This window comes from Neorhizobium sp. NCHU2750 (assembly GCF_003597675.1).
GTDB lineage: Bacteria > Pseudomonadota > Alphaproteobacteria > Rhizobiales > Rhizobiaceae > Neorhizobium.
Genome location: NZ_CP030827.1, coordinates 3,238,610 through 3,253,395, shown reverse-complemented (window position 1 = coordinate 3,253,395; position 14,786 = coordinate 3,238,610). Strand labels below are relative to the sequence as shown.

Here is a 14,786-nt window from a genome sequence, read left to right as displayed (position 1 = left end):
CGGTCTCAAAGCCAGCCGACCTTCTTGAAACGATACCAGAGCAGGCCGCAGAGCACGACGATCGCGGCCAGAACGACGTAATAGCCGTATTCGGTCTTCAGTTCGGGCATGTTCTCGAAGTTCATGCCATATATGCCGGCGACTGCCGTCGGTACGGCAAGGATCGCCGCCCAGGAGGCGAGTTGCCTGGTAATGACGCCCTGGCGCTGCTGTTCCAAGAGGTTGGAGGCCTCGAAGACCGAGGTGATGACTTCGCGCAGGCCGCCGACCATGCTTTCGATCCGGCGGACATGATCCAGCACGTCGCGGAAGAAGGGCTTTGCCTTCTTGTCGAGGCAGGGGAGCTCAAGATTGACGAGCTTGCCCGCCACTTCCGACATGGGCCCCAGAATACGACCGAACAGGATCAGCTGGCGGCGCAGACGGAACAGGCGGCGGATTTGCTCCCGTTCGAGGAAATTGGCGAGCATCTTCTGCTCCATTTCCAGAACCCGGTCCTCGATCGTCTGGACGGTCGGCAGGTAGCCGTCGACAATGAAGTCGATGATGCCGTGCAGGACGTAGTCCGGCCCCTGGACGAGCAGTTGCGGCGAAGCTTCCAACTGGGCCCTCACCTCCGCATGGCCGCGAGCCGAGCCGTGGCGGACGGTGATGATGTGGTGCTGGCCGATGAAGATCGCCGTCTCGCCGTATTTGATCTTGTCGCCATCGAGATAGGCGGTCTTGGCGACGACGAAGAGCTGGTCGCCATAGGCTTCGACCTTGGGGATCTGATGGGCGTTCACTGCATCCTCGACCGCAAGTTCATGCAGACCATATGTCCTGGCGAGTTTCTCCAATTCCTCGACCGGTGGTTCGTGCAGGCCGATCCAGACGAAATCGTTGCCGTTAAGTGCAGGGCGCGGTTCGTCGATGGAGATGGCGCGGCCACGCTTGCCATTGCTGTAGAGATAGGATGCGACGACGGTCATAGGCCTGCCCTAAAATCAGATCGCGACCTGTTCGCCCAGCTCGACGACGCGGTTCGGCGGCAGCTTGAAGTAGGCGGATGGATCGATGCCGAAATCGGCGAGTATGATATAGAGCTTTTCCTGCCAGCGCGGCAGGCCGGTATTCGGTGTCTCGATTAGGTTGCGGCGGCCGAGATAGAAGGAGGTCTGCATGATCTCGAACTTGAAGCCCTTCTTCTTGCAGACGGTCAGTGCCTTGGCGACATTCGGCTCGTCCATGAAGCCGAAGGTGATGTCGAGGCGGATGAAGCGCTTCGACAGCCGGGTCATTTCCACCCGGTCCTGAGGTGGCACATAGGGCTTGTCCTGGGTCCAGATCGTCAGGATGACATTCTGTTCGTGCAGGACATGGTTGTGCTTCAGATTGTGGAGCAGGACGGCCGGTGTGCGGTCCGGGACGCTGGTCAGGAACACCGCCGTGCCGGGCACCGTGACGGGAGCGGTTGGGGTTTCCCGTTCGATCGAGCTTTCCACCGAGGTGATGAAGGTTTCGAGCGGGATATCGTTCTTGGCGGTCTTTTCCTTGAGGTATTTCGATCCCTTGGTCCAGGTCCACATGGTCAGCATGATGATCAGCGCCAGCATGACCGGCACCCAGCCGCCATCGTGGATCTTGAGCAGGTTCGCTGCGAGGAAGATGACCTCGATGGCGAACAGCGGTGCCAGCAGGATGCCGGCGGTGATGGCCGAAAAACCCCAGACGGCGCGCAGGAACTGGAAGGACATCAGTGTCGTCACCACCATCGCGCCGGTAACCGAGATGCCGTAGGCGGTGGCGAGCGATTCCGAATCCCCGAAGGAGAAGATCAGCACGATCACGCCGATGAAGAGCAGCATGTTGACGGCCGGAACATAGATCTGTCCGGTATTGGTCTCGGAGGTGAACTTGATCGCAAGGCGCGGCAGGAAACCGAGATGGACGGCTTGGCGGGCGAGCGAGAACGCGCCGGTGATTACCGCCTGGCTGGCGATGATGGTCGCCAGCGTGGCGAGGATGACCATCGGCAACAGCGCCCATTCGGGATAGAGAAGATAGAAGGGGTTTTCGATCGTCGACGGGTCGCTTAGGACCAGCGCGCCCTGACCGAGATAGTTGAGGGCGAGCGCCGGGAAAACCAGAATGAACCATGCCCAGCTGATCGGCTTGCGGCCGAAATGGCCGAGATCTGCATAAAGCGCCTCCGCGCCGGTGACCGTCAGGAAGACTGCGCCGAGTACGATCAGGCCAGCCCAGCCGGCATGGGTTATGAACCACAGGGCCTTGATCGGATTCAGTGCTTCAAGGATACGCCATTCATCGCCGATATGGATGAGGCCGCCCCAGGCCATGGCAAGGAACCAGACGACGGTAATCGGGCCGAAGAATTTCGACACGGCGGCGGTGCCCTTCGACTGAACCATGAACAGACAGATCATGATACCGGCCGAAAGCGGCAGTACATAATCGGAGAAGGCGGGGGTAACGAGCTTCATGCCTTCGAGCGCCGACATGACCGAGAGCGCCGGAGTGATCATCGCATCGCCGATGAACAGCGCCGAGCCGATCAGTCCGGCGAAGAACAGGACCGGCATGTAGCTGCCGGTCTTCTTCATGAGAAGCGCCAGAAGCGACAGCGTGCCGCCTTCGCCGTCATTGTCGGCGCGCAGCAGAAAAAGGACATATTTGAACGTGACGATGATCGTCAGCGTCCAGACCATCAGAGAGATCAGGCCGATCACATGTTCCGGCCGCACGCCGTTTTCTGCAAACGGCCGCAGCGATTCACGAAACGCATAGAGGGGGCTCGTGCCGATGTCGCCGTAAACGACCCCGATACAACCAACCAGCAGCATGAGAAATTTGCGAGTTTCCGAAGAGGTTTCGGAAGCGGCGGCATGCGATGCGGTCATAGGGTCTCCAGGCGCGCGGCCAAGGTGTCTGCCGGCGGACGTTTTACTGCGGAATATGGTGCAGCGAAACGGCGATGGCAAACGAATGCATATAAGACTTTTATGTCATAGTCTCGCCCCTCGCATCGAAATCCTATGTGGCAAGGGCCAGTTTGAGTGTTCCCGAATGAAGGAACACTCGCCATGACAGCCCTCCATGACTCACGGTGCCAGATTTTCACACCCCTGCTCACGCCGTTTTCAGAAGGTGTGATCGACGTTGCGTCATTCGAAGAAGCTGTCGATCGCCAGATCGTCGCCGGGGTAAACGGGGTGATTGTCGGAGACGTCATAGGCGAGGGGCCGGCTTTGAGCGAGGCGGAGCAGGAGCTGCTTCTGTCCACCTGCATTTCTCGCGCGGGACGGCATCTGAGCGTTATCGTCGCCACAGGCACAAACTGCACGGCAACGACCGTCGAGCGCTGCCGGAAAGCGCGGGATATGGGTGCCGATGCGCTTCTGGTCACGGTACCCTATTATTCCAAGCCGGTGCTGAAAGGTGTGATTGCGCATTTTCGCGCGGTCGCGGCGGCGATCGACATTCCCGTCATTGTGGATGATGACCCCGGCCGGACCGCGAAGGATTTTGGTTCGGCACTGCTTGAAGGGCTCGCGGATCTCGATATCGTGCGTGCCGTTTGCCACGGACCGGGTCGGCTTGCGAATTTCGACGGCTTTTCGCCTTCAGTCAAAAGCAGGTTCATGCATCTGTCGCGCGATGATGCGGGTGCTCTGCCGTTTCTGACTGCTGGTGGATCCGGCCTTGTTTCGCCGATAGCCAACATCATTCCTTCCGACATGCAGGCGGTGGTGGCGATGTCACAGGATCGACAGGGCGCCTTCGCGTTGTCCCATACGATTGCGGTTGCCGTGGCTTCTGTCGGTCATGGCGACGTTGCCGCCCTCAAGGAAGCTTCGTCGTTCATTCACCAGTCGCCGGCCGATACGCGCCTGCCGCTCGTCGCCTGCGAACCTGAAACGACGATCCGCATCCGTCACGGCTTCGCGCCCTTCGCCCGTTTTGAGCGCTGCACGCCGGTTGCCGCCTGATCCGAGTGAAAGTCGGATCGGTCGCAGATAAATATCTCGTGCGCTTTTCCGGTTGCGGATTGCCAAGTTTCGCTTTTTTAGCGAAACTTGATGCACCATCCGCTGGGAGGAACCAGTGCACCAGAATTCGATACATGCAGACGAGGTCTATGCTTCGGCCCAATCTGCAGCTGCCAGTTCTCCGGTCGTCGCCTCATGGCGGCGCTGCATGGTGATGCATCATCTGGCGCCCGAACAGGAGCGTTCGCCCGACCGGCTGAACGAGGCTGCATTTCGCCAGGTACGGCAGGCATCGGACCGGCTGATTGCCGAAGCGCGCGAGGAAATGGACAAGCTGTTTTCCACGGTCGGCCGATCCGGCTGCTGTCTGTTGCTGACGGACCGCAATGGCGTGGCGCTGGAGCGGCGCGGGGCCGCCGGCGACGACCGGGCATTCCATGATCTGGGTCTTTGGACGGCGGCGGTGTGGACCGAGGCGAGCATCGGCACCAATGGCATAGGTACCGCACTTGCCGACGAACGGGCCGTGTCGATCTTTCGCGACCAGCATTTCTTCTCGTCCAATATCGGGTTGAGCTGCACGACGGCACCGATCCGCGATCACCGTGGCGAGGTGGCGGCGGCGCTCGACATTTCCACCTGCCGCGAGGATGTCAGCGAGACGGTTCTCTCCATTCTCTCGCAGACGGTGCGCGATACGGCGCTGAGGATCGAGCTCAACCTGTTCCGCTCGGCCTTTCCCGGCGCGCGTTTCCTGATGGTGCCGCAGGCGGCTCATGCGGCGGCAGCACTTCTCGCGGTCGACCGCCATGATATCGTCATCGGCGCAACGCGCGCCGCGCGACTGGCGCTTTCACTGGACGACGCGCGGATCGCGACAGGCATTCCTGCATCCGACGCCCTCAACGAGATGGCGGCCGACGATCGGCAGGATCTGGAGGAGGCGGAAAGGGCGGCGCTGATGCGGGCCCTTTCGCGGGCGAGCGGCAATGTCTCTCAGGCTGCCATCGCGCTCGGCATGAGCCGGGCGACGCTTCACCGCAAGATGAACCGTCTCGGTCTGCATTGATCTCATTCGGCATTTGCTGCGTTGCCGCATGGAATGCGGCAAGCCACTGTCGCAACGGTGCGACAGTGTGCGCTGCCATATGGTCGCGGCCTGCTTTTCGTCAGGAACGGGGCGACGCAGATTTCCTCCCAAGGCCGGCCCGAGAACCGGGACGCGTCGGATAACCAGCAAGCACATCAAGGGAGGATGACATGCTGCACCAGAAAATCGTCGAATCGCCGTTCAAGCTGAGATACGGCAACTATATCGGCGGTGAATGGCGGGAGCCCATTTCGGGCAAGTATTTCGACAACATCACGCCGGTCACCGGCGGCAAGATCTGCGAAATCCCGCGATCGGACGAAAAGGACGTCAATGCGGCGCTTGATGCCGCCCACGCCGCCAAGGACAAATGGGGCCGCACCGCACCGGCCGAGCGCTCCAACATCCTGATGAAGATCGCCCAGCGAATGGAGGACAAGCTGGAAGTGCTGGCCCAGGCCGAAACCTGGGACAATGGCAAGCCGATCCGCGAAACGATGGCAGCCGACATTCCGCTGGCGATCGACCATTTTCGCTATTTCGCCTCCTGCATCCGCGCCCAGGAAGGCTCGATCGGCGAGATCGACAACGATACCGTCGCCTATCACTTCCATGAGCCGCTCGGCGTCGTCGGCCAGATCATTCCGTGGAATTTTCCGATCCTGATGGCCGCTTGGAAGCTGGCACCGGCACTTGCCGCGGGCAATTGCGTCGTCATCAAGCCGGCAGAACAGACACCGGCCTCGCTGCTCGTCTGGGCCGAAATCATCGGCGACCTGCTGCCGCCGGGCGTTCTCAACATCGTCAACGGCTTCGGCCTCGAGGCTGGCAAGCCGCTTGCCTCGTCCAACCGGATTGCCAAGATCGCCTTTACCGGCGAGACGACGACAGGCCGGCTGATCATGCAATATGCCAGCCAGAACCTCATTCCGGTGACGCTGGAACTCGGCGGCAAATCGCCGAACATCTTCTTTGCCGACGTGCTGAACGAAGACGACGATTTCTTCGACAAGGCGCTCGAAGGTTTTGCGATGTTCGCGCTGAACCAGGGCGAGGTCTGCACATGCCCGAGCCGTGCGCTGGTTCATGAGAGCATCTACGACCGGTTCATGGAACGCGCCGTCAAGCGCGTCGAGGCGATCGTGCAGGGCAACCCGCTCGACTCATCGACGATGATCGGCGCGCAGGCCTCCAACGAGCAGATGGAGAAGATCCTCTCCTATCTCGATATCGGCAAGCAGGAAGGCGCTGAAGTGCTGACCGGCGGATCGCGCAACGATCTCGGCGGCGAGCTTTCGAGCGGCTACTACATCAAGCCGACCATCTTTGCCGGGCATAACAAGATGCGGGTGTTCCAGGAAGAGATCTTCGGACCGGTGGTTTCCGTCACCAAGTTCAAGACTGATGCGGAAGCGCTCGAAATCGCCAATGACACGCTTTATGGCCTCGGCGCCGGCGTGTGGACGCGCGACGGCAACCGCGCCTATCGCTTCGGCCGGGAAATCCAGGCCGGGCGTGTGTGGACCAATTGCTACCATGCCTATCCTGCCCATGCGGCCTTCGGCGGCTACAAGCAGTCCGGCATCGGTCGCGAGACCCACAAGATGATGCTCGACCACTACCAGCAGACCAAGAACATGCTGGTGAGCTACAGCCCGAAGAAGCTCGGCTTCTTCTGATAAAGCATTCGGGCCGGGCAGGGGAAACGACGCTCCTGCCCGGTTCTGATGTCCGGCAGGCGCGGCCGGCCATTGCCAACCGGCAATCATCTGGAAAGGAATTTTCGATAGACAGGCGGTATTCCGGCAATCGAGATCTTCCGTGATGGCGAATGAAAATGAACCGGTCGTGGAAATGCTTTTCCGCAATGGGACGCTGACCGTCGTCGGCATCATTCTTTCATTCTCACTCACCTTTCTCAGCCAATGGGCACAGAACCCGGTGCCGTGGACCTTGGCCGATCTGCCGACGATGATCCTGCTTGCCGCCGGCATCATCACACAGGGCAGTTCTCTGGTCCTCTTCTTGCGTCACGATTCCCTACGGCGGCGCATCTATGACAAGGCCGCCAAGCTGTTTTTGGGTGGTTTGGCGATGACGGTTGCGGGCACTTTCCTGGCGATTGTGGTAGACTTCATCAAACTCGTTACCTGAGCATACTGATCGCGATCTGGGAGGAGCGACCATGGACACCACCGTCAACGGCGAACCGCGCGTCACAGCCACGGATGCGGCGCTGCAGCTCATCGCCGAAATCAAACAGGATTATCCCGACATCCTCTTCCACCAGTCCGGCGGATGCTGCGACGGGTCCTCACCAATGTGCTATCCGGCGGATGACTTCATCGTCGGCGATCACGACGTGAAACTCGGCGAGATCGGCGGCGTGCCGGTCTATATCAGCGGCAGCCAGTTCGAAGTGTGGAAGCATACCCAGCTGATCATCGACGTCGTGCCGGGTCGCGGAGGCATGTTCTCGCTCGACAATGGCCGGGAAAAACGGTTCCTCACCCGTTCGCGGGTTTTTGGTGGTGGCGAGGCCTGTGCCATTCCGTCGCTGGCCTAATCATACTGGTCGATAGTTTTCTTCTATCGTGCCATCTCAACACTCGGCTTGATTGACCTTGATTATCGTCAATAAGCCTGTGGGCATGACAGTATCATTCATTGGCAAGAAGTCCTCTGCCGCTGGCGGCTGGGGCGCATTGAAAAGCTGCGGAAAGCGGCTCCTCGAAAGTGGTTCGCCGCTCGCCGGCGCCCGCACCATGCTGAAGGCAAACCAGCCGGATGGCTTCGATTGTCCCGGCTGCGCCTGGGGTGATCCCGAACACGGATCGTCATTCGAATTCTGCGAGAACGGCGTCAAGGCCGTCTCCTGGGAAGCGACGGAAAAGCGGGCGACGCCTGCACTCTTCGCCGAAAACACTGTATCGGATCTGCGCAAGCTCAGCGATTACGAGCTGGAGCTTCACGGCCGGCTGACCCATCCGATGCGCTATGATGCGGCGAGCGACCGTTATCTTGCTGTCAGCTGGGACGATGCCTTTGCCGAGATCGGGGCGGTGCTCAACAGTCTCGACAATCCCAATCGCGCCGAATTCTACACTTCCGGTCGTGCCACCAACGAGGCGGCTTATCTCTACCAGTTGTTCGTGCGCATCTATGGCACCAACAATTTCCCCGACTGCTCGAACATGTGCCACGAGGCAAGCGGCGTCGGACTGAAGCAGTCGATCGGCGTCGGCAAGGGCACCGTGCTGCTCGAAGATTTCGAGAAGGCCGATGCGATCTTCGTGATCGGCCAGAACCCCGGCACCAACCATCCGCGCATGCTCGGCGATCTGCGCCGTGCGGCGATCCGCGGCGCCGATATCGTCGTCTTCAACCCGATCCGGGAAAAGGGGCTGGAACGGTTTGCCGACCCGCAGGACAAGATCGAGATGCTGCGTGGCGGATCGACCGATATTGCCAGTCAGTATTACCAGCCGCGTCTCGGCGGCGACATGGCGGCCGTGCGCGGCATGGCCAAGGTCGTGTTTGCGGCCGAGGACGCCGCGATTGCCGCCGGCCTGCCTTCGGTTCTCGACCACGATTTCCTCAACAAGCACTCGGTGGGACTTGCCGACTATCGTGCGGCCGTCGACGCGACGGGCTGGGAACAGATCGAGGATCAGTCGGGCCTGAGCCGCGAGCAGATCGAGCGGGCAGCAGCCGTCTATATGAAGGCCGATAAGGTCATCTGCACCTGGGCGATGGGCGTTACCCAGCATGTCCATTCGGTTGCGACGATCCGTGAAATCTCGAACTTCATGTTCCTGCGCGGCAATGTCGGCAAGGAAGGCGCCGGCCTCTGCCCGGTCCGTGGCCATTCCAACGTGCAGGGCGACCGTACCGTCGGGATCAACGAGAAGGCGCCGGCCGCTTTCCTCGATTCGCTGGAAAAGCATTTCGGCTTCAAGGTTCCGCGTGCCGATGGCCATAACGTGCTGGCGGCGATCGGCGCCATGCTCGACGGCTCGGCCCAGGCGTTTATCGGGCTCGGCGGCAATTTTGCCCGTGCGACGCCGGACAGCGCGCTGGTCGAGACAGCCATGCGGCGGATGAAGCTGACGGTGAATATCGCCACCAAGCCCAATCATTCGCATCTCATGCCCGGCGAAGTGTCCTATGTGCTGCCATGCCTTGGTCGCACCGAGATGGACCTGAATTCGGCCGGCCATTCACAGCTCGTCACCGTCGAGGATTCTATGAGCATGGTGCATGGTTCGGCGGGAATCAACCGTCCGGCCTCGCCGCTTCTTCTCTCGGAAGTCGGCATCATTGCCGGCATCGCGCAGGCGACGGTCGGCAATGGCATCGTCGACTGGACCGAGCTTGCCGACAATTACGACCTTATTCGCGAGCATATCGAAGCCACCATTCCGGGCTTTGACGACTTCAATATGCGGGTGCGCAAGCCACGTGGTTTCCACCTGCGCAATGCGGCTGCGCATCGCGAGTGGAACACACCGGCTGCCAAGGCCTCCTTCTCGTCCGTCGCATTGCCTGACGCCACGCTGCATCAGCAGGCCCGTCGGGGCGAGGGACGCTATGCGCTGCAGACCTTCCGCTCGCATGACCAGTACAACACCACCGTCTACGGTCTCGATGATCGCTATCGCGGCGTCTATGGCGAGCGCCAGGTGATCTTCATCCATCCGGATGACCTGAAGGCGATGGGGGCGGAAGCGGGTGATCGGGTCGACGTGGTCGGCGATTTCAACGACGGCATTTCCCGCGTGGCACCGGATTTCCGCTTCGTGCCCTATGATATCCCAAGAGGCAGCATTGCCGGATATTATCCGGAGCTCAACGTACTCGTGCCGCTCGGCAGCGCCGGCGACGAGAGCGATACGCCGACGTCGAAGTCGATCATGGTGTCGTTCCGCAAGCGCGAGGCTGCGTGAACGAAGCCACCGACGACAGTGAGCGTTTCATGGCCCTGGTCGCGGATCTCCAGAAAGGGGATCCGCGACTGAGCCCGTTGCAGGCGGCGATCATCCTTGCTGCCGAGCAGGGTATCGCCCATGACAGCCGCACATTCGCGCGTGTCTTCGGGGCGGCCCATGCGCTTGTTCTTCGAGAACTGAACCTGCTTGCCGAGCAAGGAGAGCGGCTGCGAATAGTCAGCCGCAACGCACGCACCCAGCGGACCGAATATGCCGTCGACCCTGCCGCAAGGTGAGGCGCACTCTGCGGCCGCAACGTGTCCATAGAGTGGCGCGTCTCAAGTAAGCTTCTGAAACTTCAATTAAATCATTATGTTATAAAACAGGCAGAATTTTTGCGCGTTTTATGTACGGAATAGTACATACATTCTCTTGCTATTTTGTCGCAGGCGGCGTTATACCGCAATCGCAGGGATGAATTTGCCTGCCGCCGGCGGTGCGGGGAGGGTGCTGCAGGCGATCTACGAAGTCCTCGAAAGGGGCGCCTCCGACCCGCCGTAATTTATAAGACCGGCCCGCCGCCTGCGTTCCTTCGACAGAAGCACGGTAAGCGAACTTGACGATCTATTCCGCTCCTGACGGCGCCGCTGTGGCCTTCGACTGTCGACTATGTCGAAACTACAACTGGAGCTAGAGACACCTATGGAAACCTCTCGGGGCGCCCTGTCCGCGATAGCCAAGATTTGGCTTTTCGTGATCGGCGCTGTTCTTGTCCTCGCCGGTCTATTCTTTGCCATCGGCGGCGGCAAACTCGTCACACTCGGCGGCAGCTGGTACTTCCTGCTGGCCGGCATCGGCATCATCATTTCGGGTGTATTGTTCATCCTTCGCAAGCCCGCCGGCGCGCTTCTCTTCGGTCTGGTGACCGTGCTGACGGCCATCTGGGCCGTGTGGGATGCCGGCTTTGAATTCTGGCCGCTGATCTCGCGTCTGCTGGCCTTCGGCTTTGGCTCTGCCGTGGTTGCCGCAACCTACCCGCTGCTGCGGAAGGCTGCCGGCAAGACGCCTGCCTATGTGCCGTCCTTCGTGGTCGCCATCGTATTGGCACTTGCCTCCGTCGCCGGTTTTGGCGGCATGTTCGTTCCCCACCCGACCGTGGCCTTCACCGGCACGCCGGCTCCACTCGTTCCGGTCGATCCGGCCAAGGAGCAGAAGAACTGGGAAGCCTATGGCAACACATCCGGTTCCTCGCGCTTCGTCGCACTCGACCAGATCACCCGCAACAACGTCAAGGATCTGACGGTTGCCTGGACCTATCACACCGGCGACACCCCGATCAGCCCCGGCGCCAACGGTGCAGAAGATCAGGAAACCCCGCTGCAGGTCGGCGACAAGGTGTTCATCTGCACGCCTCATAACAATGTCGTCGCGATCGATGCCGATACCGGCAAGCAGATCTGGAAGAACGAGATCAACGCCAAGTCGTCCGTCTGGATGCGCTGCCGCGGTCTTGCCTATTTCGATGCGACCCAGGCGATCGTTCAGCCGACGGTAGACGGTTCCACGCCGGTCACGCCGATCACGGTTGCCGACGGTGCTCCCTGCCAGCGCCGCATCTTCATGAACTCGATCACCGCACAGCTCTATGCGATCGACGCCGACACCGGCAAATTCTGCGCCGATTTCGGTGACAATGGCCGCGTCGACCTCAAGGCCGGCATGGGCAATGCTCCGGATCCGCAATATGTGCTGACCTCGGCACCGACCGTCGGTGGTACGACCGTCATGGTTGGCGGCCGCGTTGCCGACAACGTCCAGACCGACATGCCGGGCGGCGTCATGCGTGGCTTCGACGTGATCACCGGCAAGCTCAAGTGGGCCTTCGATCCAGGCAACCCGACCGATCGTAACCTGCCTGCTGACGGCAAGAGCTATGCGCGCTCGACGCCGAACAACTGGGCCGGCATGTCCTATGACGCGGCGTCCAACACCGTGTTCATCCCGATGGGCAGCCCCTCGGTCGACATTTACGGCGTTCCGCGTACGGAGCTTGAGCACAAGTATGGCGCGTCCATGCTGGCGCTGGATGCCACGACCGGCAACGAGAAGTGGGATTACCAGACCGTTCATAACGACCTCTGGGACTTCGACATTCCGATGGCGCCGTCGTTCATCGACTTCCCCAAGCCTGATGGCAGCAAGGTTCCGGCGCTCGTGTTCGGCACCAAGGCCGGCCAGATCTACGTGCTCGACCGGGCAACCGGCAAGCCGCTGACCAAGGTGGAAGAAGTTCCGGTCAAGCCCGGCAACATTCCCGGCGAGCCCTACAGTCCGACCCAGCCGAAGTCTGTCGGCATGCCGCAGATCGGTGCGGAAACGCTGACCGAAAGCGACATGTGGGGTGCAACCCCGTTCGACCAGCTGCTGTGCCGTATCGCCTTCAAGGGCATGCGTTATGACGGTCTCTACACGGTTCCGGACACGACGCTTTCGCTTGCCTTCCCGGGTTCGCTCGGCGGCATGAACTGGGGTGGTCTTTCCACCGACCCGACCACCGACACGATCTATGTCAACGACATGCGCCTCGGCCTGTGGAGCAGGATGATTGCCGCAGCACCGAGCGACAAGGTCTCCAATGGCGGTGAATCGGTCAATACCGGCATGGGCATCGTTCCGATGAAGGGCACGCCCTATGCAGTCGACAAGAACCGCTTCCTGTCGGCACTCGGCATCCCCTGCCAGAAGCCGCCTTTCGGCACGATGACTGCGATCGACATGAAGACGCAGAAGATCAAGTGGCAGGTTCCGGTCGGAACGGTTCAGGATACCGGCCCGCTCGGCATCAAGATGGGCATGCAGATGCCGATCGGCATGCCGACGCTTGGTGGCACGCTGACCACCCAGGGCGGCCTTGTGTTCATCGCCGGCACCCAGGACTACTACCTGCGTGCCTTCGACAGCGCGACGGGCAAGGAAGTCTGGAAAGCCCGCATGCCGGTTGGCAGCCAGGGCGGCCCGATGTCCTACAAGTCGCCGAAGACTGGCAAGCAGTACATCGTCATCTCCGCTGGTGGCGCCCGTAATTCGGACGACCGCGGTGACTATGTGATCGCCTACGCACTGCCGAAGTAATCGGCAGATCTTTCTGAAAATCAGGGCCGCGGCATGAAGAATGCCGCGGTCTTTTCGTTTCTGCACTCAGGCTTTTGCCATGACCTGCTCCAAGTTGGGGCTTTACAGCGGCTCAATCGCGACTAATTTGGTAGTGTTATCGGGGGCCAGGACATGGCAACCGGCATTCCGAAATAGAGCAGGAGCGAGCCCTTGATCTATGACGTCGCCGTGGTCGGTTCCGGATTTTCCGCGATTGCCCTGACAATCAATCTTCTCCGCGGGCTGAAATCCGGGCAATCGATCGCCATTGTCGGCGATGATCCCGGCTTTGGCCGCGGCACCGCCTATCGAAGCGAATTCCATTTGCACCGTCTGAATGTGGCCGCCGCGCGGATGAGCGTGTTTCCGGATGAGCCCGCCGATTTCGTCGACTGGCTGACAGAGAAGGGGCGCAATCCCGAGGGCAACTACTTCGCCTCACGGGGCGATTACGGCCTTTACCTGAGGGACCGGCTGGCTGTGCTGCTGCGCCAGCGGGGCGAGCGACCGCTGGTCGATTTCATCAAGGCCAAGGCGACAGCCTGCATGATGCCGGGAGAGACGACGGTCGAGTTTCACCTCGACAACGGATCGGTGCTTGAAGCGCGAAACGTTGCGCTTTGTCTCGGCGTCGGCAATGCGGATATGCCGATCTCCTCGAAGCTCATTCCTGCGAGCCTGCAGGATCGGGTGGTGCAAAATCCCTGGCGGCTCGGCTGGCTGTCGTCGATCGGGGCACGGGACGAGGTCTGTATTCTCGGTTCGGGACTGACCATGATCGATCAGGTCCTATCCTTGCGTGCACATGGACATAGGGGCAGGATCCATGTCCTGTCACGCCGCGGGCTGGTGCCGCATGGGCATACCACCGCCCATGCTGCCCCGGTTGAACCCCGCCTGCCGGAGAAAAGCCGGGAAATCAGCGATATCCTTGCGACATTCAGAGCGCAGGTGCGGGACGGCGCCGACTGGCGGGCGCTAATGGACGGATTGCGGCCGCGCACGCAGGCGCTCTGGCAGGAACTCAATGAAGCTCAGCGGGCGCGGTTCATGCGCCATGCACTGGCATGGTGGAATATTCACCGGCACCGGCTTGCACCGCAGGTGGCGGCGCGCTTCCAGCCGCTGATCGACGACGGAACGGTCGTGGTCCATGCGGGCTTCATCCGCGAGGTCGAGGATGTGTCCGGCCGGATCGGCATCCGCTACCGCAAGCGGGGTACGAGCGATATCAAGGATGTTACCGTCGACTGGATCGTCAACTGTACCGGCATGGAGCGGGCGGGTATCGCGCATTCGCCGCTGCTGCAGCAGATGCGCGAGGCTTCGGTGATCGGTATGGACAGACTGGGGCTCGGGATGAGCGTCGACCGGCATTCGCGCCTGTGTTGTCCCGAGGGCAATGTCAGGCCGGGCCTTTATGCCGTCGGGGCGCTGACGGCGGGACAGTTCTGGGAGATCACTGCGGTGCCGAACATCCGCGACCAGGCAAAGCAGGTCGCGATGGAGATTGCCGAACGCCTGGAGACGCGGGGCGAGGCGGCCTACCGGCAGAGCGCCTGAGGTTTCTGGAGCGAGGGAGACACAATCACAGCCCTCATTCCTGTCCTTGTGACAGGAATCCAG

At 60.9% G+C, this 14,786-nt stretch carries 11 protein-coding genes; 9 read left to right on the top strand and 2 right to left on the bottom strand.

The genetic code is table 11. The features are described from left to right. Positions 1 to 5: 5 nt before the first annotated feature. Both NCHU2750_RS15900 and NCHU2750_RS15895 read right to left on the bottom strand, forming a co-directional pair. Entirely contained in the window at positions 6 to 971 is a 966-nt protein-coding gene (locus tag NCHU2750_RS15900) for a magnesium and cobalt transport protein CorA (protein WP_119941399.1), read from the bottom strand. A 15-nt stretch (positions 972 to 986) separates the two neighbouring features. Continuing rightward, on the bottom strand, positions 987 to 2,900 hold the full coding sequence (locus NCHU2750_RS15895) for a potassium transporter Kup (protein WP_119941398.1): 1,914 nt from the start codon (positions 2,898 to 2,900) through the stop codon (positions 987 to 989). Between the two features lie 183 nt (positions 2,901 to 3,083). Between NCHU2750_RS15895 and NCHU2750_RS15890 the strand changes: the two genes are divergently transcribed. The 9 genes from NCHU2750_RS15890 to NCHU2750_RS15850 all read left to right on the top strand — a co-directional run bounded on the left by NCHU2750_RS15890 (position 3,084) and on the right by NCHU2750_RS15850 (position 14,723). Continuing rightward, positions 3,084 to 3,989: a dihydrodipicolinate synthase family protein gene (locus NCHU2750_RS15890; RefSeq protein WP_119941397.1), complete on the top strand. Its 906-nt coding sequence runs from the start codon at positions 3,084 to 3,086 to the stop codon at positions 3,987 to 3,989. 115 nt (positions 3,990 to 4,104) lie between these two features. Next, entirely contained in the window at positions 4,105 to 5,058 is a 954-nt protein-coding gene (locus tag NCHU2750_RS15885) for a helix-turn-helix domain-containing protein (protein ID WP_119941396.1), read from the top strand. A gap of 191 nt (positions 5,059 to 5,249) precedes the next feature. Beyond that, positions 5,250 to 6,758 (top strand): aldehyde dehydrogenase, encoded by a 1,509-nt coding sequence (gene adh / locus NCHU2750_RS15880; RefSeq protein ID WP_119941395.1) that lies wholly within the window; start codon positions 5,250 to 5,252, stop codon positions 6,756 to 6,758. Between the two features lie 145 nt (positions 6,759 to 6,903). After that, positions 6,904 to 7,233, top strand: coding sequence for a hypothetical protein (locus NCHU2750_RS15875; RefSeq protein WP_119941394.1), 330 nt, complete (start codon positions 6,904 to 6,906; stop codon positions 7,231 to 7,233). Between the two features lie 31 nt (positions 7,234 to 7,264). Continuing rightward, positions 7,265 to 7,645, top strand: a complete 381-nt coding sequence (locus NCHU2750_RS15870) for a DUF779 domain-containing protein (protein ID WP_119941393.1) — start codon at positions 7,265 to 7,267, stop codon at positions 7,643 to 7,645. A gap of 85 nt (positions 7,646 to 7,730) precedes the next feature. After that, positions 7,731 to 10,025, top strand: a complete 2,295-nt coding sequence (locus tag NCHU2750_RS15865; RefSeq protein ID WP_119941392.1) for an FdhF/YdeP family oxidoreductase — start codon at positions 7,731 to 7,733, stop codon at positions 10,023 to 10,025. Further along, entirely contained in the window at positions 10,022 to 10,303 is a 282-nt protein-coding gene (locus NCHU2750_RS15860; RefSeq protein ID WP_119941391.1) for a hypothetical protein, read from the top strand. The genes NCHU2750_RS15865 and NCHU2750_RS15860 overlap by 4 nt, the downstream gene beginning before the upstream one ends. A 406-nt stretch (positions 10,304 to 10,709) precedes the next feature. Further along, entirely contained in the window at positions 10,710 to 13,139 is a 2,430-nt protein-coding gene (locus NCHU2750_RS15855) for a glucose/quinate/shikimate family membrane-bound PQQ-dependent dehydrogenase (RefSeq protein ID WP_162939652.1), read from the top strand. Between the two features lie 192 nt (positions 13,140 to 13,331). Further along, the gene (locus NCHU2750_RS15850) at positions 13,332 to 14,723 is read left to right on the top strand and encodes an FAD/NAD(P)-binding protein (RefSeq protein ID WP_119941390.1); all 1,392 of its coding nucleotides are present in this window, start codon (positions 13,332 to 13,334) and stop codon (positions 14,721 to 14,723) included. Positions 14,724 to 14,786 lie beyond the last annotated feature (63 nt).